The organism is Microbacterium sp. bgisy203, from assembly GCF_057706945.1.
Genome location: NZ_JBYIPF010000001.1, coordinates 473,006 through 494,805 on the forward strand (window position 1 = coordinate 473,006; position 21,800 = coordinate 494,805).

The 21,800-nt window shown below is 68.8% G+C and carries 20 protein-coding genes; 9 read left to right on the plus strand and 11 right to left on the minus strand.

All coding sequences use genetic code 11. The features are described 5' to 3' along the window. Positions 1 to 51 precede the first annotated feature (51 nt). Entirely contained in the window at positions 52 to 837 is a 786-nt protein-coding gene (gene ppk2, locus AC3ENQ_RS02330) for a polyphosphate kinase 2 (RefSeq protein ID WP_431801739.1), read from the plus strand. A 6-nt stretch (positions 838 to 843) separates the two neighbouring features. On the opposite strand, the gene AC3ENQ_RS02335 is transcribed toward ppk2, so the two are convergent. The 5 genes from AC3ENQ_RS02335 to AC3ENQ_RS02355 form a co-directional block, all read right to left on the minus strand. Continuing rightward, positions 844 to 2,448: an L-lactate permease gene (locus AC3ENQ_RS02335; RefSeq protein WP_431801297.1), complete on the minus strand. Its 1,605-nt coding sequence runs from the start codon at positions 2,446 to 2,448 to the stop codon at positions 844 to 846. Between the two features lie 106 nt (positions 2,449 to 2,554). Next, a complete protein-coding gene (locus tag AC3ENQ_RS02340) occupies positions 2,555 to 3,847 on the minus strand; it encodes a citrate synthase (RefSeq protein ID WP_431801299.1) in 1,293 nt (430 codons plus the stop codon). Positions 3,848 to 3,947: 100 nt separating this feature from the next. After that, on the minus strand, positions 3,948 to 5,060 hold the full coding sequence (gene dapC / locus AC3ENQ_RS02345; RefSeq protein ID WP_431801301.1) for a succinyldiaminopimelate transaminase: 1,113 nt from the start codon (positions 5,058 to 5,060) through the stop codon (positions 3,948 to 3,950). Further along, the gene (gene fdxA / locus AC3ENQ_RS02350) at positions 5,060 to 5,380 is read right to left on the minus strand and encodes a ferredoxin (RefSeq protein ID WP_431801303.1); all 321 of its coding nucleotides are present in this window, start codon (positions 5,378 to 5,380) and stop codon (positions 5,060 to 5,062) included. Before fdxA ends, dapC begins: the two co-directional genes overlap by 1 nt. A 9-nt stretch (positions 5,381 to 5,389) precedes the next feature. Then, a complete protein-coding gene (locus tag AC3ENQ_RS02355; protein WP_431801305.1) occupies positions 5,390 to 5,806 on the minus strand; it encodes a histidinol dehydrogenase in 417 nt (138 codons plus the stop codon). A 165-nt stretch (positions 5,807 to 5,971) separates the two neighbouring features. Here AC3ENQ_RS02355 and AC3ENQ_RS02360 point away from each other — a divergent pair, with 165 nt between their 5' ends. From AC3ENQ_RS02360 to AC3ENQ_RS02385, 6 genes are all read left to right on the plus strand, one after another. Next, positions 5,972 to 6,757, plus strand: a complete 786-nt coding sequence (locus tag AC3ENQ_RS02360) for an ABC transporter ATP-binding protein (RefSeq protein WP_431801307.1) — start codon at positions 5,972 to 5,974, stop codon at positions 6,755 to 6,757. Further along, a complete protein-coding gene (locus AC3ENQ_RS02365; RefSeq protein ID WP_431801309.1) occupies positions 6,754 to 7,674 on the plus strand; it encodes an ABC transporter ATP-binding protein in 921 nt (306 codons plus the stop codon). The genes AC3ENQ_RS02360 and AC3ENQ_RS02365 overlap by 4 nt, the downstream gene beginning before the upstream one ends. Next, on the plus strand, positions 7,667 to 9,538 hold the full coding sequence (locus AC3ENQ_RS02370) for an AMP-dependent synthetase/ligase (protein ID WP_431801311.1): 1,872 nt from the start codon (positions 7,667 to 7,669) through the stop codon (positions 9,536 to 9,538). Before AC3ENQ_RS02365 ends, AC3ENQ_RS02370 begins: the two co-directional genes overlap by 8 nt. Continuing rightward, positions 9,535 to 10,473 (plus strand): branched-chain amino acid ABC transporter permease, encoded by a 939-nt coding sequence (locus AC3ENQ_RS02375; protein ID WP_431801313.1) that lies wholly within the window; start codon positions 9,535 to 9,537, stop codon positions 10,471 to 10,473. The genes AC3ENQ_RS02370 and AC3ENQ_RS02375 overlap by 4 nt, the downstream gene beginning before the upstream one ends. Beyond that, entirely contained in the window at positions 10,470 to 11,690 is a 1,221-nt protein-coding gene (locus AC3ENQ_RS02380; RefSeq protein ID WP_431801315.1) for a branched-chain amino acid ABC transporter permease, read from the plus strand. The genes AC3ENQ_RS02375 and AC3ENQ_RS02380 overlap by 4 nt, the downstream gene beginning before the upstream one ends. 74 nt (positions 11,691 to 11,764) lie before the next feature. Beyond that, positions 11,765 to 13,102 carry an ABC transporter substrate-binding protein gene (locus tag AC3ENQ_RS02385; RefSeq protein ID WP_431801317.1) on the plus strand — a complete coding sequence of 446 codons (1,338 nt, stop codon included), beginning with the start codon at positions 11,765 to 11,767 and terminating at the stop codon, positions 13,100 to 13,102. Positions 13,103 to 13,196: 94 nt separating this feature from the next. Here the strand turns inward: AC3ENQ_RS02385 and AC3ENQ_RS02390 are convergent, their stop codons facing one another. Continuing rightward, a complete protein-coding gene (locus AC3ENQ_RS02390; protein WP_431801318.1) occupies positions 13,197 to 13,511 on the minus strand; it encodes an AzlD domain-containing protein in 315 nt (104 codons plus the stop codon). Continuing rightward, a complete protein-coding gene (locus tag AC3ENQ_RS02395) occupies positions 13,508 to 14,332 on the minus strand; it encodes an AzlC family ABC transporter permease (protein WP_431801320.1) in 825 nt (274 codons plus the stop codon). The genes AC3ENQ_RS02390 and AC3ENQ_RS02395 overlap by 4 nt, the downstream gene beginning before the upstream one ends. Between AC3ENQ_RS02395 and AC3ENQ_RS02400 the strand changes: the two genes are divergently transcribed. Then, positions 14,331 to 14,672, plus strand: a complete 342-nt coding sequence (locus tag AC3ENQ_RS02400; protein WP_431801322.1) for a DUF2200 domain-containing protein — start codon at positions 14,331 to 14,333, stop codon at positions 14,670 to 14,672. The two genes, AC3ENQ_RS02395 and AC3ENQ_RS02400, sit on opposite strands and share 2 nt — an antisense overlap. A gap of 24 nt (positions 14,673 to 14,696) precedes the next feature. On the opposite strand, the gene typA is transcribed toward AC3ENQ_RS02400, so the two are convergent. After that, positions 14,697 to 16,610 (minus strand): translational GTPase TypA, encoded by a 1,914-nt coding sequence (gene typA, locus AC3ENQ_RS02405; RefSeq protein ID WP_431801324.1) that lies wholly within the window; start codon positions 16,608 to 16,610, stop codon positions 14,697 to 14,699. A gap of 91 nt (positions 16,611 to 16,701) precedes the next feature. After that, positions 16,702 to 18,477, minus strand: a complete 1,776-nt coding sequence (locus tag AC3ENQ_RS02410) for an ABC transporter ATP-binding protein (protein ID WP_431801326.1) — start codon at positions 18,475 to 18,477, stop codon at positions 16,702 to 16,704. A 38-nt stretch (positions 18,478 to 18,515) separates the two neighbouring features. Here AC3ENQ_RS02410 and AC3ENQ_RS02415 point away from each other — a divergent pair, with 38 nt between their 5' ends. Continuing rightward, positions 18,516 to 19,115, plus strand: coding sequence for a PH domain-containing protein (locus AC3ENQ_RS02415; protein WP_431801328.1), 600 nt, complete (start codon positions 18,516 to 18,518; stop codon positions 19,113 to 19,115). A 38-nt stretch (positions 19,116 to 19,153) separates the two neighbouring features. Here AC3ENQ_RS02415 and AC3ENQ_RS02420 read toward each other — a convergent pair whose 3' ends face one another. Then, positions 19,154 to 20,197: an ABC transporter permease gene (locus tag AC3ENQ_RS02420; RefSeq protein ID WP_431801741.1), complete on the minus strand. Its 1,044-nt coding sequence runs from the start codon at positions 20,195 to 20,197 to the stop codon at positions 19,154 to 19,156. A gap of 65 nt (positions 20,198 to 20,262) precedes the next feature. Beyond that, a complete protein-coding gene (locus AC3ENQ_RS02425) occupies positions 20,263 to 21,768 on the minus strand; it encodes an ABC transporter permease (RefSeq protein ID WP_431801330.1) in 1,506 nt (501 codons plus the stop codon). Positions 21,769 to 21,800: the final 32 nt, after the last annotated feature.

Below are 21,800 nucleotides of genomic sequence, written 5' to 3' on the forward strand. Positions count from 1 at the left end.
CGTCGATCATGCCCGATCGCCCCGCAGTACGCTCATGACATGACCAAGCGCATGCCGAAGGCCGCCTACGAAGCCGAGCTCGCCCGCCTGCAGGCGCAGCTCGTCGACATGCAGGCGTGGGTGCAGGAGACCGGCGCGCGCATCGTCGTGATCTTCGAGGGGCGGGATGCCGCGGGCAAGGGCTCGACGATCAAGCGCGTCTCGGAGTACCTCAACCCGCGCGTCACGCGGATCGTCGCGCTACCGACGCCGACCGAGCGCGAGAAGACCCAATGGTACTTCCAGCGCTACATCACGCACCTGCCCGCCGCCGGCGAGATCGTCCTCATGGACCGCTCGTGGTACAACCGCGCGGGCGTCGAGCACGTCATGGGCTACTGCACGAACGCGCAGTATCACCGCTTCCTGCACCAGGCGCCGATCTTCGAGCGGATGCTGGTCGAAGACGGCATCCTGCTGCTGAAGTACTGGTTCAGCGTGTCGGATGTCGAGCAGGAGAAGCGCTTCCGCTCCCGCAACGACGACCCGTTGCGGCGGTGGAAGCTCTCCCCCAACGACGTCTTGTCGATCACGAAGTGGGAGGACTACTCGCGCGCGAAAGACACGATGTTCGTCCACACCGACATCCCCGAGGCGCGCTGGTACGAGGTCGACAACGAGGACAAGCGGCGCGGGCGGATCAACATGATCCACCACCTGCTCTCGCAGATTCCGTACGAGGTCGTCGAGCGTCAGCCGATCGAGATCCCCGCGCGCCCGGCATCCGGCGGCTACGAGCGCCCGCCTCGCGAGCTGCAGAACTACGTGCCCGACTACGCCGCCACCGTCACGGGCTGAGCGCCGTCACACCAGCAGCGACAGCACGAAGCTCCACACGCACACGAACGCGAGCATGCCGAGGCTGTAGAGGATGGATGCCCGGAGGATCTCGCTCTCCCGTCCGGACAGCCCCACGGCGCCCGCCGCGATGGCGATCGACTGGGGCGAGATGACCTTCGCCGTGTTGCCGCCGGCCGTGTTCGCCGCGACGAACAGCTCCGGATTCACCGAGAGCTTCTCCGCGGTCGCGACCTGCAGCGGGGCGAACAGCGTGTTGTTGTTGACGACCGACCCGGTGAGGAAGACGCCGATCCACCCGATGATCGGCGCGAGCAGCGGGAACACCGGCCCCGCCGCGGCGAGAGCGTAACCCATGGCGGTGGAGGCGCCGGCGTAGTTCGCGATGTTCGCGAGCATGAGGATCAGGGCGATCAGCACGAGGGCGCGCCAGAGCTCCCGGATGGTGTTGCGCAGCTCCCGCCAGAGGTCCGAGGCACGCAGGGCCGGCGTCGTGAAGAACGTCACGAGCACGGCGAGGAGGATCGCGGTGCCGGTCGCATTCAGCGGCGTGAAGCTCCAGGTCGCCGTCACGACGGCGCCCGAGGAGGTCGTGACCTCGCCCGTCAACCCGGGGATCGGCACGGACAGCACGGTTCCCTCGAGCGCACTCCCGGCGGCGAAGAGGTCCTTGAACGCGGGCAGGCTCCAGACCAGGATGAACGCGGTCAGGATGTAGAACGGGCTCCACGCCGCCGCGATCTCGCGCAGCGAGTGCCGTTCGGGCTCGGGCGCCACGCCTCCGTCCTCGCGGTAGATCCGCTTCGGCTGCCAGACGCGCCCGAACAGGAAGATCGCGACCATCGCCGCGAGTCCCGCGCCGAGGTCGGCCAGCTCGGGGCCGAGGAACCAGAGGACGGATGCCTGCACCCCGCTGAAGACCAGGGTGACCACGAGCGCCATCGGCCACGTCTCGCGCAGGCCCCGCCGCCCGTCGAGGATCATGACGAGGACGAACGGGATGACGAGGGTCAGCGGCTGCAGCATGAGCACCATGGCGCGCGACAGCTCGAGGACGTCGAGTCCGCTGACCTGGGCCCCGACGATGACCGGGATGCCGATGGCGCCGTAGGCCCCGGCGCCGGCGTTGGCGACGAGCGAGATCATGGCGGCCTTCACCGGCCGGAACCCGAGCTGCACGAGGAGCGCCGCGCAGATCGCGATCGGCACGCCGAAGCCGGCGGCGCCCTCGAGGAATCCCCCGAACGCGAAGCTGATGAGGAGCACCTGGACGCGCTGATCGGGTGAGACACCGCCGATGGAGGCGCGGATGACATCGAAGCGTCCGCTCGCGTCGGCGAGCTTGTACAGCCACACCGCCATGACGATGATGTACGCGATCGGCCAGACCGCGGTCAGGAAGCCGAGGAGTCCCGCTCCCGCGACCGCCGTCGCCGGCATATGGAACGGGATCATCGCGACCAGGATCTGGGTCGCCAGAGCGATGATCGCCGCGGTGATGCCGCTCAGCTTGAAGACGACGAGGCCGGCGAGGAAGACGAAGATCGGTATCGCCGCGACGAGCGCCGACAGCCAGAGGGACCCGAACGGATCGACGGTCTGCGTCCACATGGCGACCACCCCTCACCCGTGCCTCGAACCTGCGCCGCCATGATCGGCGGTGTGAGGTCAGACTAGGGCACGCGCGCGGCGCAGCGGCGAACCGGCAGAGCGCGCGTCAGACTCCCGGGTAGTCACGCTCGGCCGAGCCGACGTACAGCTGCTGCGGACGGCCGATCTTCGTCTGCGGGTCGTTCTGCATCTCGGTCCAGTGCGCGAGCCAGCCCGGCAGACGACCGATCGCGAACAGGGGCGTGAACATGCGGGTCGGGAAACCCATCGCCTTGTAGATCACGCCGGTGTAGAAGTCGACGTTCGGGTAGAGGCGACGCTCCTTGAAGTAGTCGTCGCTGAGCGCGATCTCTTCGAGCTCCTTCGCGAGGTCGAGAAGCGGGTCGTGCACGCCGAGTTCGGCGAGCACCTCGTCGGCCGACTCCTTGACGAGCTTGGCGCGCGGGTCGTAGTTCTTATAGACGCGGTGCCCGAAGCCCATGAGCTTCACGCCGTCTTCCTTGTTCTTGACGCGCTCGACGAAGCGGTCGACGCTCTCGCCGGAGTCGCGGATGCGCGCCAGCATGTCGAGGACGGCCTCGTTCGCGCCGCCGTGGAGCGGACCGTAGAGGGCGTTGATGCCGGCCGACACCGACGAGAACTGGTTCGCACCGGTCGAGCCGACGAGGCGGACCGTCGAGGTCGACGCGTTCTGCTCGTGGTCTTCGTGCAGGATCAGCAGGCGCTCGAGCGCACGCGAAGTGACGGGGTTCACCTGGTACACCTCGGCGAGGTTCCCGAAGTTCAGCTTCAGGAAGTTGTCGACGAAGCTCAGCGAGTTGTCGGGGTACAGGAACGCCTGACCGATCGACTTCTTGTGCGCGTACGCGGCGATCACGGGCAGCTTTGCGAGCAGGCGGATGGTGTTGAGTTCGACGTGCTCGGGGTTGTCGGGGTCGGACTGCCCCTCGTAGTAGGTCGAGAGCGCCGCCGTCGCGGCGGACAACACGGACATGGGGTGCGCCGTGTGCGGCAGCGACGAGAAGAAGCGCTTGAGGTCTTCGTGCAGGAGCGTGTGGTGACGGATATCGTCGTCCCACGTCGCGAGCTCGTCAGCCGTGGGCAGCTCGCCACGCAGGAGCAGCCACGCCACCTCGAGGTAGGTGCTGTTCTTCGCAAGCTGCTCGATCGGGTAGCCGCGATAGCGGAGGATGCCCTGATCGCCGTCGATGTAGGTGATCGCCGACTTCGTCGCCGCCGTGTTCACGAAGCCGTAGTCGAGCGCCGTGTGCCCGGTCTGCTTCGTGAATGTCGAGAAGTCGACGCTCGGAACGCCCTCGGTGCCCGTCAGAAGCGGGAGCTGTGCGGTCTTGTCACCGATGGTGACCGTCGCGTTCTGGGGGGTGCCCGTGTCGCTCACGAAGCCTCCTTGCACTCGATCGGGGGTGTTCTACAGCCTACTGGCCGCCGGAGCCTACTCCGATCGCCGCCAAAGGAATCAGCGATCGATGTGAGGAAATCTACGAAGAAGCCGCGTTCAGTCGCTCCGCCGCGGCGGCGATGCGCTCGTCCGTCGCCGTGAGGGAGAACCGCACGTGCTGCGGGTACCCGTCGCCGTAGAAGTGGCCGGGGCCGGCGAGGATGCCGAGAGAGGCCAGGCGGTCCATCGTGTCCCAGGCATCCTGCCCCTGCGTGGCCCACAGATACAGCCCGGCCTCGGAGCGGTCGATGCGGAACCCCGCGGCCTCGAGCGCGGGCTTGAGTACCGCGCGGCGTGCGGCGTAGCGCTCTCGCTGGGCGGCGACGTGCGCGTCGTCGCCGAGAGCGACCGTCATCGCGGCCTGGACGGGTGCCGGAAGCATCAGTCCGAGGTGCTTGCGCGCCGTGAGCAGGCGCGCGATGAGGTCGCTGTCGCCGGCGAGGAACGCGGCGCGGTATCCCGCGAGGTTCGACTGCTTCGAGAGCGAGTAGACCGAGAGGATGCCGCGGCGGTCGTCGCCGGTGACGCGCGGGTCGAGGACGCTCGGCACGGGGGCGGTCGCCCACTCCCCCTCCCAGCCGAGTTCGGCGTAGCACTCGTCGGACGCGAGAACGGCGCCGAGCTCCCGGGCGCGGGCGACGGCGGCGCGCAGCTCCGCGACGCCGAGCACGCGGCCGTCGGGGTTGCCGGGAGAGTTGAGCCAAACGAGCGCGGTCCCCTCCGGCCACTCGGACGGGTCATCGGATGCGACGGCCTTCGCCCCCACCAGCTTCGCCCCGACGGCATACGTCGGATACGCGGCGGTCGGGTGGACGACGACCTCGCCCGCGCCGACGTCGAGAAGAAGCGGCAGGAGGGCGACGAGCTCCTTCGAGCCGACGGTCGGGAGCACCTCGTCGACGCTCAACCCCCGCACGCCGCGGCGGCGCGCGTACCAATCCGCGATCGCCTCTCGCAGGCGCGGCGTGCCCGCCGTCTGCGGATAGGCGTGGGCGTCGGTGGCGGCGCGGAGCGCCTCGGCGACGATCTCGGGCGTGGGGTCGACGGGCGAACCGATCGAGAGGTCGACGAGACCTCCGGGATGTTCGGCCGCGCGCCGCGCGTAGGGCGCGACGGCATCCCACGGGTAGTCGTCGAGGTCGCGGACGCCCATCAGTGCGACTGCGGCGGGAGGGCGGCGATGATCGGGTGGTCCTTCTCGATCACGCCGACCTTGGCGGCGCCGCCGGGTGAGCCGATGTCGTCGAAGAACTCGACGTTCGCGGTGTAGTAGTCCTGCCACTCGGCGGGCAGGTCATCTTCGTAGTAGATCGCCTCGACGGGGCACACGGGCTCGCAGGCGCCGCAGTCGACGCACTCGTCGGGGTGGATGTAGAGCGATCGCTCACCCTCGTAGATGCAGTCGACGGGGCATTCGTCGATGCAGGCACGGTCTTTGACATCCACGCACGGAAGAGCGATCACATACGTCACGTGATGAGTCTAGTTCGTCGCGTCGGCACTCGCCCGATCGCCGGGGCGCGCGAAGCCGGGGCGCGCGAAACTGGGCCATCCGACGATGACGGCTGTGACGATGGGCACCGCGATGGTCCAGATGATGCCGGTCGACAGCTCGCCGTCCGCGGGCGCAGGAACGACGACCGAGCCGCCCGGTCCCTTGCCGGAGAACACCATCGTCGCGAGCATGGCCCCGATGCCGCAGGCGAGCGCCGACCAGCGATCGCCCGTCAGCATGCGGACCGCGAGCATGAGCGCGCCGACGCCGACGACCGCGACGATGAGGCCGACGGGCACAGGTCCCCACGTCGCCGCCTGCCCGATCGTGCCCGCGACGCCGTAGACGAGGCCGATGACGAGCGCGATCGCCCACGTACCGACGCGTGACCAGGAGAAACCCACGCGTCGAGTCTACGGCGCCCGCCCACCGGTCCCGCCGCGCCTGCGACCGTGAGACCGGGATTCACGAGCGATGAGTCTCGGTTTCATAACGGTGCGGGAAAATCCATGCGTTCGCTCTGTACTGTCTTGGAAACCAGTCACAGCGCCGTGACCGAAGGGGAAGCCATGACGCTGACCGTGCACAACGTCGAAGTCGTGTATGAGGATGTGATGCTCGTCGTCAAAGGCGCGAGCATCCGGATACCGCGAGAGGGGATCGTCGCGCTCCTGGGCGCCAATGGCGCCGGGAAGACGTCGCTCCTCCGCGCGATGTCGGGGCTGCTCGACGTCCACCGCGGCAAGATCACCCGCGGACACATCTCCATCGACGACGTCCCACTGAACACCAAGCGCGCCTCCGACGTCGTCCGTGCGGGCGTCTCGCAGGTGATGGAGGGCCGACGGGTGTTCGTCGAGTTCACCGTGGACGAGAACCTCCGGATCGGCGCCTACACGCGATCTCGGACCGGTCAGGCCGAGAAGCTCGACCGCATCTACGAGATGTTCCCGGTGCTCGGCCAGCGCCGCGCGCAGCGCGCAGGCTACCTGTCCGGCGGCGAGCAGCAGATGCTCGCGATCGGGCGCGCGCTCATGGCGGAGCCGGGCTACATCCTCCTCGACGAGCCGAGCCTCGGTCTTGCGCCGCAGATCGTCGACCAGATCCGCGACCTCATCGTCGCGATCAGCCGCTCGGGCACGGGGGTCCTCCTCGTGGAGCAGAACGCGGCGATGGCCCTGTCGATCGCCGACCACGGCTACGTCATGGAGAACGGGAAGATCGTGATGGATGCCCCGGCCCGCGCGCTGCGCGACGACGACGACATCCGCGAGTTCTACCTCGGCACCGGCGCGGGCGCCGGGAGCCTGCGCGACGTCAAACATTACAAGCGACGGAAGAGGTGGCTGTCGTGACGGCGCCCGCGCACACGCCGCTCCTCGCAGCGAGCGGGCTCACCCTGCGCTTCGGCGGCGCGACGACCCTCGACGGGGTCTCGTTCGACGTGCGCCACGGCGAGCTGTTCGCGATCATCGGACCGAACGGCGCGGGCAAGACCTCGACGTTCAACTGCATCTCGGGCGTCTACCGCCCCCAGGAGGGGTCGCTCGACTTCGAGGGCGAGTCGCTCCTCGGCCTCGCCCCGGACGTCATCGCCGGGAAGGGCATCGCCCGCACCTTCCAGAACGTCGAGCTCTTCGACAATCTCTCGGTGCTCGACAACCTCCTCCTCGGTCGCCACCAGAAGACGTCGTACACATGGCCGGAGGCGATGGTGTGGTTCGGTCGCTCGCGGAGGCAGGAGCTCGCCGCGCGGCGCCGCGTCGAAGACCTGATCGAGTTCCTCGACCTCGCGTCTGTCCGGTCGCTGCCCGTCGGCATCCTTCCCTACGGCATCAAGAAGCGCGTCGAGCTCGGCCGCGCCCTCGCGATGGAGCCGCGCCTGCTCCTCCTGGACGAACCGGTCGCCGGCATGAACTCCGAGGAGACCGAGGACATGGCGCGCTTCATCCTCGACATCCGCAGCGAACTGGGCACCGCGATGATCATGGTCGAGCACGACATGCGCCTCGTCATGGATCTGGCCGACCGGGTCATGGTGATCGACTTCGGCAAGCGCATCGCGCTCGGAACCCCCGACGAGGTCCAGCGCGACCCCGCCGTCATCGCGGCGTACCTCGGCGGCGCGACGCCGACCGTCCAGAACGAGGTCATCGAGACGATCGTCGAGGCAGAGACGATCGCCGAGGCAGAGACGATCGCCGAGGCAGAGGCGATCGCCGACGCAGAGGCCATCGCCGAGGCAGAGGAGGGAGTGTCGTCCCATGAGTGAACAGACCGACTACCTCTCCCGCGCGCTGCGCCGGAACGCCGACGCGTACGGTGACCGCACGGCCCTGCGCGTCAAGCAGTCGGGCATCTGGCAGGACATCACGTGGCGCGGCTACGCCGACGCGGTCGAGGAGATCGCCTTCGGACTCGCCGCGCTCGGCGTCGGCGCGGGCGACCGCGTCGCGATCCAGTCCGAGAACCGGCCCGAGTGGCTCTACGCCGACCTCGCCGCCGCGACGCTTCGTGCGGCGATCGTCGGCTTCTACCCGACCAACCCGGTCGCGGAGATCACCTACCTCCTGCAGGACTCGGGAGCACGCGTCCTGATCTCCGAAGACCAGGAGCAGGTCGATAAGGCCCTCGAGGCCGAACCCGCCGCTCCGGCACTGGAGTGGATCGTGTACCTCAACGGGCGCGGGCTCGCCGTCTACGACCACCCGAAGCTCATCTCGATCGACGAGCTCATCGAGCGGGGCGCCGACTTCCGCGCCGCCCACCCCGGGCTTCTCGACACCGTCGACGGCGAGCGCTCCCCCGACGACGTCGCAACCCTCATCTACACGTCGGGGACCACGGGCCCGCCGAAGGGCGTCATGCTGAGCGCGCGGAACGTGTCGTTCGCCTCGTCGGTGCTCGCCGCCGAAGACGGCCTGCTGGGGCGAAAGGTCGGCCCAGACGACGTGCTCCTGTCCTACCTTCCGCTCTCGCACGTCGTCGAGCGGGGCATCTCGATTTGGGCGAACGTGCCGACGCGCACCGTCGTCCATTTCGCGGAGTCGATCGATACGGTCACGAGCGACCTCGCCGAGGTGCAGCCCTCGATCCTCTTCGCCGTCCCGCGCATCTGGGAGAAGATCCAGGCGACCGTCACCATCAAGATGGCGAGCGCCAGCCGCCTGAAGCAGGCGGTGTTCCGCCGCGGCATGCGGATGAGCGAGACGATCGCGGCGGAGCGGATGAACAACGGGGGCGAGTTCACCCCGCGCGCCCGCGTCCTCTACGCGCTCGGCTACCTCCCCCTCTACCGCCCGCTGCGCAAGCGCCTCGGTCTCTCCCGCGTGCGGCACGCGATCTCGGGCGCGGCTCCCATCTCGCCCGAGGTCCTCTCCTTCTTCCTCGGGATCGGGATGCCGCTGTATGAGGCGTACGGCATGACCGAGAACGCCGCGATCGCGACGACGAACCGGCGGGGACGAATGATCGTCGGCACCGTCGGCGAAGCCCAGGACCAGGCCGAGGTGCGCCTCGCCGACGGCACGAACGAAGTCCTCACGCGGCATCCGGGCACCTTCGTCGGATACTGGGGCCGCCCCGATGCGACCGCCGACACACTCGACCCCGACGGGTGGCTGCACACGGGCGACGTCGGCGAGTGGGTGGAGGGCACGCACCTGCGGATCGTCGACCGCATCAAAGACATCATCATCACGGCGGGCGGCAAGAACATCTCCCCCAGCGAGATCGAGAACGCGCTGAAGGCCTCGCCGTACGTGAAGGAGGCCGTCGTCATCGGCGACAAGCGACCGTACCTCACGGCGCTCATCGGCATCGAGTTCGACACCGTGGCCGACTGGGCATCGCGGCAGCGGATCGAGTTCACGACGTACCGCGACCTCTCCTCCAAGCCCGAGGTCGTCGCCCTCATCCGCGACGTCGTGCAGCAGGTGAACCGCTCGTTCGCGCGCGTCGAGGCGATCCGCAAGTTCCGGATGCTCACGAAGGAGCTCGACCACGAAGACGGCGAGCTCACCGCGACGCAGAAGCTCAAGCGGCAGGCGTTCGCGAAGACGGTGCCCCATCTCATCGACGACATGTACGCCGGTTCGGATGCCTATGTCGGCGCCGACCTCGGGAGGAACGGATGAACGCGCTCATCACCTCGCTGTCGGCGGGTCTCGGCCAGGGCGCCGTCTACGCGCTCATCGCCGTGAGCTTCGTCATCATCTACCGGGCGACGGGCGTGCTGAACTTCGCCCAGCCGGCCCTCCTCATCCTCGGCGCCTTCGCGACGAGCGTGTTCGCGACCGACCTGGGCCTCCCCTTCTGGCTCGCCGTGCTCCTCGCGATGGCGACGATGGCGGCGCTGTCGGTGCTCATCGAACGCATCGCGATCCGCCCGATGGTCGGCAAACCCGCGTTCTCGGCGGCGATCGTGACGGTCGGGCTCTTCATCATCCTGCTCGTCATCGCCTTCCGGCTCTTCGACTCGAAGCCGCGCACCGTCGGCGACCCGTGGCAGCTGAAGGCGCTGTGCCTGGGCGGCGAGGCGACGGAGTCGTTCGGCGTCGCGGGCTGCTCGGGAGGCATCCAGATCTACGAGAACGCGATCGCCCGGTTCGTGATCGCCCTCGCGGTCATCGGGCTGCTCGGGTGGTGGCTCGTGCGCTCCCGCCTCGGGCTCGCGATGCGCGCGACCTCCCTCGACCAGGAGACCGCACTCGCGCAGGGCATCGACGTCGGCCGGATGTTCTCCTTCTCGTGGGGGATCAGCGGGGCGCTCGCCGCTCTCGCCGGGGCGCTGCTGGCCGCCAACGGGTCGGTCGTGCAGGCGACCGACGCGCTGTTCGCCCTCGTCGCGCTCCCCGCGATCATCGTCGGCGGTCTCGACTCGCTGAAGGGCGCCGTGGTGGGCGGCCTCGTCGTCGGTGTCGCGATGGCCCTCACCAAGACCTATCAGCCGAGCCTCGCGCCCTGGCTCGGCACGAACTTCGAGAACGTCGTCCCCTACCTGATCATGCTGCTGGTGCTGCTGATCCGGCCCTACGGCCTGTACGGCACGAAGGAGGTGCAGCGCGTATGACGCTGCTCGAGCACGAGACCACGTCGGCCGAGGCGGGCCGCGCCCTCACGGGATCGTCCCGGCACCTCGACGTCGAGGGCGTACACGGGAAGGTGTCGCGCGAGGCGAGGCGGGGGCGTCCGAAGCTCTATACGTCGTACGCGTCCGAGCAGGCGCTCCTGAACTCCCCCGCCAAGCGCTGGTGGATGCTGGGCTTCCTCGCCCTCGTGATCGCGGCGCCCTTCGCCGTCGCCGCGGACATCACCTATCTCCTCACGATGGCGGCGGTCTACGCCATCGGCGGCATCGGCCTGAACCTCCTCACGGGATACGCCGGACAGGTGTCCCTCGGTCACGCGTTCTTCGTCGGTGTGGGCGCGTACACGGCATCCGTGCTGGGAGGAAAGCCCGGCGCGACGACGTGGGGGCTCGGCCTCGACCTTGCGATCGCGATCCCCGCCGCCGCGATCGTGCCGGGGGTCATCGGCCTCATCGTCGCACCGCTGGCGACGCGGGTGCGCGGGCTCTACCTCGCCGTCCTGACCCTCGGCCTCCTCATCGTCGGCGAACACCTGTTCAAGATCCTCGTTCCGATCACCGGCGGTCAGGGCGTCGGGCGCGGCGTTCCCGAGCGTGTGCTGTTCGGCCTCGACCTCACCCGCACCTACGCGATCGGGCCGCTGCGCATCCCGCCGCACGTGTCGCTCTTCCTCATCGCGCTCGTGATCCTGGTCATCCTCGGCGTCGCGGCGCGGAACCTCGTGCGCGGCCGCTACGGGCGCGCGTTCGCCGCCGTCCGCGACCGCGACATCGCCGCCGAGGTCATGGGCGTGAACCTCCTCCGCACGAAGACCCTCGCCTTCGCCCTGTCGTCGGCGTTCGCGGGCGTCGCGGGGGCGCTCCTCGCAATCCTCGTCGGACGCATCGCGCCGGAGTCGTGGAACCTCTTCATGTCGATCGACTTCCTCGCCGTCGTCGTCATCGGCGGCGTCGCGACGATCTCGGGCTCGATCATCGGCGCCTGCTTTGTCGTGCTGCTGCCGCGCCTGCTCGAAGAACTCACCCACGTGATCCCCTGGATCACGGTGTCGGCCGGGGGGTTCATCAACGTCTTCCAGCTGCAGACGATCATCTTCGGCATCCTCATCATCGCCTTCATCACCCTCGAGCCGCGCGGCCTCTACGGCCTCTGGCTGCGGGTGAAGAACTACTTCTCGGCGTGGCCGTTCTCCTACTGACCGGCCCGCGACCACGCACAACTGAACACCCGACCCGCACCACCGAACCTGCACCACCAACGAAGGAGAACAGCATGTCCCTGCGTCAACGTAGCCGCGCGGCCCTGGTCCTCAGCGCGGCGGCCCTGCTCGCCCTCACCGCGTGTACCGCGGTCGACGAGACGAGCCCCACCTCGACCGGCGACGCCGGCGACGGAAGCATCAAGACCGGTCAGGGGGTCTCCGCCGACCCGTGCCCCGACGCCGTCAACGCCGACAACGGCTGCATCTACCTGGGCGTCCTCTCCGACCTCACCGAGGGCCCCTTCGCCGCCCTCGCCGTGCCGATCACCGACGCGCAGCGCGCCTTCTGGAAGAGGGTCAACGAAGACGGCGGCATCGGCGGCTACGACATCGACATCGACACCTACACGCGTGACACGAAATACCAGGCCGCTGAGCACGCAGCGCAGTACCAGCAGATCTCGAGCAACATCGCGGGCATCGCGCAGACCCTCGGCACCGTCAACACCGAGTCGGTGCTCCCCGACATGATCGAGCGGAGCCTCGTCGCGGTGCCCGCCTCGTGGTGGTCGGGCTACGCGTTCGACGACAACGACGGCGGAATCATCCTCGAGACCGGCTACTCGTACTGCACCGAGGCGATCGTCGGTCTCGACTGGTTCGCCGAGAAGCAGGCGCAGCCCGAGAAGGTCCAGGCGGTCGGTTACCCCGGCGACTACGGCGGCGACTCGGCAGAGGGCGTGAAGCGCTGGGCGGAGGAGAACGGCGCACAGGCCCTCACCGCCGTCGCGACCGGCCCGAACCAGGTGGTCGGCAACCAGGATGCCGTCGTCGCGGCCGTCCTCCAGGGCGGAGCCGACGTCGTCGTCCTCGCCGTCGGCCCCGCCGAGACGGCGGAGATCGTCGGCAAGCTCGCCGCGAGCGGGTTCGGCGGACGCTTCCTCGGGTCGCTCCCGACGTGGAACCCGGCACTCCTGCAGTCGGCCGCGGCCCCCGCGCTCACCGGGCTCTACCACCACCTCTCCCCCTACGAGGGCTGGGACGGCGAGTCCGACGCGCTGACCGCGATCAAGGAATCGCTGGGCGGCGAGTTGCCCACGAACCAGGGCTACATCATCGGCTGGGCGCTGAACTACCCGATGAAGGCGGCGCTCGAGGCTGCGGCCGAGGCCGGCGATCTCACCCCTGAGGGCATCGCGGCGGTGATCGACGGTCTCACGGTCGACTTCGAGGGCATGACCCAGGAGCACGTCTACGGCGGCGACCCGCAGGAGAACGCCGCGCAGGCGGTGCTCGTGTCGGTTCCCGACGAGAGCGTCGACCTGGGCCTGCGCACCGTCGAGCGGTTCTTCGAGGGCCCGACCTTCGACAAGACCGACTACTCGGCGGCCTGCGTCGCGAGCAGCTGACCGGCGTCATTCGGTTCACGCCACGAGGGGCGTTCCGCTACGGCGGGGCGCCCCTCGTCGGCGCGTGCCGTGCGCGCGGCCGAGGCGCTCACCGTTAGGCGGCGAGGCCCCACAACCGCAGCAGCGCGGCGACGAGCGCTGCCGCGACGACCACCACCAGGAACGGGGCGCGGAGCATGAGGAGGCCGGCCGCGACGAGGACGGCCGGGACCCGGGCATCCACCGTGATCTGCTGCCCGACGCCGAGAGTCTGCACCGCCACCAGCGCAGCGAGGAGGGCCACCGTCAGGAGATCGATGATCCGCGACGGCGTCGGCGCCTCGAACCACGCGGGCGGCAGCAGGTAACCGACCGCCTTCAGGGCGAGGCAGATGACGGATGCCAGGAGCACCGCGGTCCAGAGGGTCACGGCAGTCCCTCCAGGTCGCCCCCGGGCCCTTGCGGGTCGCGCACGCGCGCGTCCCGCGCCGGCAGCGTATCCGGTGGAGCCTGCGTGTCCGGTACAGTGCGGGCGCGTCCGAGCCAGTTCGTCCACCCGACCACGATCGCGACGAGGGCGGCGATGAGCACCGGCATCCCCGGCATGAGCACGGGGGTGAGCAGCGCCCCGACTACGGCCGCTGCGATGCCGACCGCGATCGGCTGCCGCTCGCGCAGCCGCGGCCACAGGAGCGCCAGGAACGCCGCCGCGGCGGCCGCGTCGAGGCCGTACGCGCGGGGGTCGCCGAGCACGTCGCCGACGAGGGCGCCGAGGAGGGTCGTGAGGTTCCAGCCGAGGTAGATCCCGATGCCCGTGACCCAGAATCCGACGGTCTTCGCCCGCGGCTCGGTCTGAGCGAGCGAGACTGCCGTCGACTCGTCGATCGTGAACGGCGCTGCGAGCGCCCGGCGCCAGGGGCTCGTCCCGACGACGGGCGCCATGCGCAGGCCGTACGCGACGTTCCGCACGCCGAGCAGGCCCGCCGACGCGATCGCCGCGGTGCCGGCGGCCACGCCCCCGGCACCGATGACGCCGATGAACGCGAACTGCGATCCGCCGGTGAACATCAGGAGGCTGAGGACGCACGTCTGCCAGACATCGAGGCCGGATGCCACCGCGAGAGCGCCGAACGAGATGCCGTAGGCGCTCGTGGCGAGCGCGACACCGACGCCGTCGCGCCACGCGCGGCGGGCCCCGGTGTCGGTGATCACCCGCCTGAGCCTACTGGCGCGCAGTAGCGTGGACGGCATGGAACGGATCTACGGCATGCCCTTCGCGAAGGTGTACCCGCTCTACGTCGCGAAGGCCGAGCGCAAGGGTCGCACCCAGGCCGAGGTCGACGAGATCATCCGCTGGTTGACCGGGTTCTCGCAGAGCGAGATCGACGCGCACGTGGCGTCGCAGGCGACGTTCCAGGAGTTCTTCGCGGATGCCTCGCTGAACCCCGCCGCGCCGTCGATCACCGGCGTCGTCTGCGGTGTACGCGTCGAAGAGATCGACGATCCCCTCATGCAGAGGATCCGCTACCTCGACAAACTCGTCGACGAGCTCGCCCGCGGGAAGGCGATGGCGAAGATCCTCCGCGCCTGAGCGCGCGGCGCCGGGGCGCGCCGGTCAGGCGTTCGCGTCCTGGCGCTTCGCGCGGGAGGCGGCACGGCCGCGCTCGGTCGCGTCGAGCACGACCTTGCGGATGCGCACCTTCTCGGGCGTGACCTCGACGCATTCGTCGTCGCGGGCGAACTCGAGCGACTCCTCGAGGGTCAGCAGGCGCGGCGGCGTCATCGACTCGAAGGAGTCGGAGGTCGACGAACGCATGTTCGTGAGCTTCTTCTCCTTCGTGATGTTGACGTCCATGTCGTCGGCGCGCGAGTTCTCGCCGATCACCATGCCCTCGTAGACCTCTTCCGTGGGCTGCACGAAGAAGCTCATGCGCTCCTGCAGCGCGATCATCGCGAACGGCGTCACGACGCCCTGACGGTCGGCGACGATCGAGCCGTTCTGGCGCGTCGTGATGGTGCCCGCCCAGTCGTCGTAGCCGTGCGAGATCGCATTGGCGATGCCGGTGCCGCGCGTGATCGTGAGGAACTCGCTGCGGAAGCCGATGAGGCCGCGCGAGGGGACGACGAACTCCATCCGCACCCACCCGGTGCCGTGGTTGGTCATCGTGTCCATGCGGCCCTTGCGCGCCGCCATGAGCTGCGTGATCGCGCCGAGATACTCCTCGGGAGCGTCGATCGTGAGGTGCTCGTAGGGCTCCTTGACCTTGCCGTCCTCCCCCTTCTTGGTGACGACCTGGGGCTTGCCGACGGTGAGCTCGAAGCCCTCACGGCGCATGTTCTCGACGAGGATCGCGAGCGCGAGTTCGCCGCGGCCCTGCACCTCCCAGGCATCCGGGCGGCCGATGTCGACGACCTTGAGCGAGACGTTGCCGATGAGCTCGCGGTCGAGGCGGTCCTTCACCATGCGGGCGGTGAGCTTGTGGCCCTTCACCTTGCCCATGAGGGGCGAGGTGTTCGTGCCGATGGTCATCGAGATCGCCGGGTCGTCGACCGTGATGGCCGGCAGCGGGCGGACGTCTTCGGGGTCGGCGATCGTCTCGCCGATCGTGATCTCCTCGATGCCTGCGATCGCGACGATGTCGCCCGGGCCGGCGGACTCGGCGGGGAACCGCTCGAGCGCCTTCGTCTTCAGAAGCTCCGTGATGCGGGCGTTCGAGTGCGAACCGTCGTGGCGCACCCACGCGACGGTCTGCCCCTTCTTCAGCGTGCCGTTGAAGACGCGCAGCAGAGCGAGACGCCCGAGGAAGGGCGACGAGTCGAGGTTCGTGACCCACGCCTGCAGCGGCGCCTCGTCGTCGTACTCCGGAGCGGGGACGTGCTCGAGAATCGCCTCGAACAGCGGCTCGAGGTCCTCGTTGTCGGGGAGCGTGCCGTTCTCGGGGCGCGTGCGCGAGGCCGCGCCCGCACGCCCCGAGGCATACACGACGGGAACGTCGAGCAGCGCGTCGACGTCGAGGTCGGGCACATCGTCGACGAGGTCGCCGGCGAGGCCCAGCAGCAGGTCGTGGGCCTCCTCCTCGACCTCCGCGATGCGCGCGTCGGGGCGGTCGGTCTTGTTGACGAGCAGGATGACCGGAAGCTTCGCCTCGAGGGCCTTGCGCAGCACGAAGCGGGTCTGCGGGAGCGGGCCCTCCGAGGCATCCACCAGCAGGACGACGCCGTCGACCATCGACAGGCCTCGCTCGACCTCGCCGCCGAAGTCGGCGTGACCGGGCGTGTCGATCACGTTGATCGTGACGGGCTCGTCGGTGTGGATGCCGTTGTAGGTGATCGCCGTGTTCTTGGCGAGGATCGTGATGCCCTTCTCACGCTCGAGGTCGTTCGAGTCCATCGCGCGCTCTTCGACGTGCGCGTGCTCGCCGAACGAGCCGGTCTGGCGGAGCATCGCGTCCACCAGCGTCGTCTTGCCGTGGTCGACGTGTGCCACGATCGCGACGTTGCGGAGGTCCGGACGGAGGGCGTGCGCCATGAAAGAGTCCTTGCGAAGGGAAGAAGAATGGGATGCGCTCGAGACGGAGCGCATCCCATTCTAGCCGTGGATGCCGGTGGTGACGGCCTGCTTACTGCTCCTGCGCGGCGAGGAGCGCGGCCCGCGCCTCGCGGCGCACCTTCTGCTCGTCGGGGTCGGGGACCGGAACGGCGGCGATGAGGCGCTGGGTGTAGGGGTCCTGGGGGTTGCGGAGGATCTCCCCCGTCGCGCCCTGCTCGACGATCCGACCGTGGTTCATCACGATCAGACGGTCCGACAGCGTGTCGACGACGGCGAGGTCATGGCTGATGAACAGACACGCGAAACCGAGGTCGCGCTGGAGGGACTGGAGGAGCTTCAGCACCGTCGCCTGCACCGAGACATCGAGCGCCGACGTGGGCTCGTCGGCGATGAGGAGCTTCGGCTCGAGGGCGAGCGCGCGGGCGATGCCGATGCGCTGCTTCTGACCGCCGGAGAGCTCGTGCGGATAGCGCGAGCGATAGCTGCGGGGCAGCTCCACGGCATCCAGCAGCTCCTGGACACGGACATCGAGGTCGCGCCCCTTCGCCACCTTCGCGAGAAGGAGCGGCTCGCCGATCGACTGCCCGACCGGCAGGCGCGGGTTCAGCGACGACGACGGGTCCTGGAAGACGATGCCGACGTCCTTGTGCACCTTGTGCAGCAGGCGGCGATCGGCGTGGCTGATGTCGTAGCCGACGACCTTGGCGTCACCCTCGGCGATCGGGAGAAGCCCGATGGCGGCGCGACCGATCGTCGTCTTGCCCGAGCCCGACTCGCCGACCAGACCCGTGACCTCACCGGGGTAGATCGAGAAGCTCGCGTGCTCGACGGCGCGGAAGGCGGGCACGCGGCCCTTCTTCGGATAGTCGATCGCCACGTCGGTGAACTCCAGCACCGGCGCGCCGAGCTTCGAGCGCCGCTCGGCATCCTGCTGCGCAGCCACCTCGGCGAGGCGGATCGTCGACGTGTCACCCGCGAGTGCGGCTGTCGTGTCGATCTCCTCGCCGCCCGTGTCACCGATGCGCGGCACCGCCGCGAGCAGCTGACGCGTGTAGGGATGCTGCGGGTTGTCGAAGACCGAATGCACGTCGCCGCGCTCGACGATCTCGCCGTTCTTCATGACGATGATGTCGTCGGCGATGTCCGCGACCACGCCCATGTCGTGCGTGATCAGCAGGATCGCCGAATCGAGGCGGTGGCGGAGGTCACGCATGAGGTCGAGGATCTCCGCCTGCACCGTGACATCGAGCGCCGTCGTGGGCTCGTCGGCGATGAGGAGCTTCGGGTCGCACGAGATCGACTGCGCGATCATGGCGCGCTGGCGCTGCCCGCCCGACAGCTGGTGCGGGTACGAGTTGTACGCCTTCAGCGGGTCGGGGAGGTCCACGAGGTCGAGCAGCTCGAGCGCGCGCGTCTTGGCCTGGCTCGGCGTCATGCCGAAGTGGGTGCGGAGCGTCTCGACGATCTGGAACCCGACGGTGAACACGGGGTTCAGCGCCGTCATCGGCTCCTGGAAGATCACGGCGATCTCGCGCCCCCGCACTTCGCGCAGCGCGTCGGGCTTGAGCCCCAAGATCTCGCGGCCCTGCAGGCGCACGCTCCCCCGCACCCGTGCGGTCGAGGGCAGCAGGCCCAGGATCGACATCGAGCTCGCGCTCTTACCCGACCCCGACTCGCCGACGAGGGCGAGGGCCTTGCCTGCCTCGATCGAGTAACTCATGTCCTTCGCTGCCGGCACCCAGAAGTTGTCGACGGCGAAGTCGACGCTCAGTCCGTCGACCTCCAGAAGCGGCGAGGAGGAGAGCGGCGCGGACACGGCACGCCCGTTCGCGGTGTTCTGGCTCATCGGATGGTCTCCACATCAGTCATGGGGAGAATGGAGGCGTGCATCACACGACCCTCCACTCTCGTTTCAATCGCATCATGGCGCTCGTCGTGGCGGCCATCGCGATCCTGCTCGTCGCGACGGCGGCCTCGAACGGCGCCGGTTCGGCCTGGATGTACCCGGCCGCGGGTCTTGCCCTGCTGTGGGCGTGGACGGCGCTGTGGCGCCCCGGCATCCGCATCGACGACGACGGGGTCGACATCGTCAACGTGACGCACACCGCGCACGTGCCGTGGGAAGCGCTCATCGGTGTGACCACCAAGTACGCACTCACGCTCGTGACGCCGCGCGGCCGCGTGGCCGCGTGGTCCGCGCCTGCGCCGGGCGCCCTGCGCGCCGCCGTAGCGGGCCGTCGGCCCGACAACCGCGAACTGCGCGCGACGGGCGGAGCACCGCGCCCCGGCGACCTCGCCGGCACCGAGTCGGGCGATGCGGCGCTGCTCATCCGCGAGGAGTGGGAGCGACGCAGCGAGGCCGGTCTCATCGAGCTGGGTGTCGCCGACGAGACCGCCGTCACCCGCCGCCCTCACGTGCTCGAGCTGTCCGGCATGGTCCTGCTGGCCATCCTCGCGGTGGTCGCACTCATCGCGGGATGGTGACGAGACGGACGTGGCCGCACCGGCTGTCGCCGTGACGGTCACGCGTCCCTCCCGTCGGCGGCGTTCGCACGCGTGCCGGCGGCAGAGCCCGCCGCATCCAGCCCGCCCATGTCGGCCGACGTCGAGCTCGTGACGACGACGGCACTCTCCGGCAACTCCTTGACCCGGGAACGGCGCACGCGCTTCTGACGCGGATCGAACGCATCGCGCAGTCCGTCTCCGACGAAGTTGACGAGAAGGGAGAGGATGACGATGAACGCGGCGGGCCACCAGAACAGCCACGGACGCGTCTGGAACGCGGCCTGGTTGCCGCTGATGAGCAGACCCAGCGACACCTCCGGCGACTTGACTCCGTAGCCGAGGAACGACAGCGAGGTCTCGAGGATGATCGCCGCGGCGATCATGAGGGTCGTCGAGACGATCACGACGCCCATCGCGTTGGGGAGGATGTGCTTGAAGATGATGCGGAGGTCGCTCGCACCGGCGACGCGGGCCGCCTCGACGAACTCGCGTTCGCGCAGCGAGAGGAACTCAGCCCGGACCAGGCGTGCGATGCCGGTCCACGCGACGAACCCGAGGAACACCGCGAGCAGCAGCGGACCGAGGTTTCCGACCGCCGTACCGACCACCGCGCCGATCACGATGAGCGGGATGATGATGACGACGTCGGTGAAGCGCATCAGCACGGCATCCACCCAGCCGCGGTAGTACCCCGCGATCGCGCCGATCGTCACGCCGATCGCCGCCGCGATGAGGCCGATGATGAACATGATGTAGGACGAGTTGACGATGCCGCGCATCGTCATGGCGAAGTAGTCCTTGCCGGGGGTGTCCTGACCGAAGGGGTGATTGCCCAGGTCGAACGGGAACAGACTCAGCGTCGGCTTTCCGGCGTTCTCGATGGCCGGCAGGTCGGCGTAGTTCCACTTCCACCAGCCGGGGATGCCGAAGGCGCCCGTCACCGAAACGGCGAAGCCGACGATGAGCACGAAGAGGATCATGCTGATCAGAGCGGGCTTGTGCGAGAGGAAACGGCGCAGGACGAGGCGACCCTGGCTGACGCCGCGGTCCTCCTTGGACATCACGTGCTGCGGACCGGCGGAGGGCTGTACCGCGATCTCGGGGACGGGGGCGGAGGGATTGGCCATCACTTGGCCCTCACTCTCGGGTCGAGCGCCGAGTATGTCAGGTCGGCGAGGAAGTTGAACGTGATCGCGAAGATCGCGACGACCAGGAAGTACGCCATGACCGGGTTCGGGTCACCGGCGCTCAGTCCCTTGTTGAACAGCGCCCCCATTCCCGAGAAGCCGAAGATCGACTCGGTGATGATCGCGCCGCCGATGATGCCGCCGACGTCGGCCGCGACGATCGTCGTGATCGGGATGAGCGAGTTGCGGAACGCATGACGGACGACGACCGTGCGCTCCGGCAGACCCTTCGCGCGCGCCGTGCGGATGTAGTCCTGGTTGAGCACCTCGAGCATGCCGCCGCGCGCGTAGCGCGTGTAGCCGGCGAACGAGATCAGCATCAGGCTGATCGTGGGAAGCAGCAGGTGCGTGAACGAGTCGATGCCGCTGATCCAGAAGTCGCCGTTTAGGTTCGGCGTCGACGAACCGACGGTGGCGATCGGGCGGCCGCCGACCTTGGGGTTGCGCACGTAGTCGTTCCAGTGGCGCAGGAACTGATCGAGGACGATCACCCCCGCGCCGAGGAAGCCCGAGAACGCGCCGATGCGCATCGCCTGGCTCTTGTCGTGTTCGCCGAAGAGCCAGCCCATCAGCATGCCGATCATGACCGCGCCGGCGAAGACGGCGATCACGCCCCAGACGTCGAACGAGGACATCACGGGCATGAGCACGAAGTAGGCGATGATCACGACGATCGCCGTCGCGCCCGCGGTGCGCCACGCGAAGCGTGCCTTCGGTCCCCCGATCAGCAGCGCCATTCCCGCCGCGAACAGCGCGATCAGCAGCGGTGCGATCACGGGCCCCAGCGACGGGTCGAGGAACCACGACGTCACCGACATGACGTAGAGGATCACGCCGGTCACGAGAGCGGACCCCGCGAAGACGATGAGGCGTCGTTGCCTGTTGCCGCCGACCATCGCCTGCCAGAAGAGGCCGAGCGCCAGGGACAGGATGATGATCACCGCCCAGGACAGAACCGGGTCGCGCAGCCAGTTGTTGAACCCGATCGCGAGGAAGACCTTCAGGAGGACACCCATGACGAACGAGGGCAGCGAGTAGAGGAAGAAGCTGAGGAACGTGAAGCCGTAGTCGACGGCGCTGTACTGACGCAGTGCCGAGATGATTCCGACCGTGATGCCGAGGATGATCGCGAAGATCGTCGCGCCCGTGACGAGCTGCAGCGTTGCACCCATCGCACGGCCGAGAAGCGTCGCCACCGGCTGGTTCTGAATCGTCACGCCGAGGTCGCAGGTGCCCAGCGGCACGATGCACTTGGCCGCGCCGACGAACCAGTTGAACCAGCGCACGGGCAGCGGGTCGTTCAAGTGCAGCCACTCGATGCGCTGTTGGATGAGCGCATCACGGTTCGGGCTGTTCGAGGCGTACAGATCCTGCAGAGGATCGCGCGCCCACGCGACCAGGATGTACATCAGGAAGGACGCGGCGACGAGGATCAGGATCGACACGCCGACGCGTCGGAGGATATAGGCGAACAAAC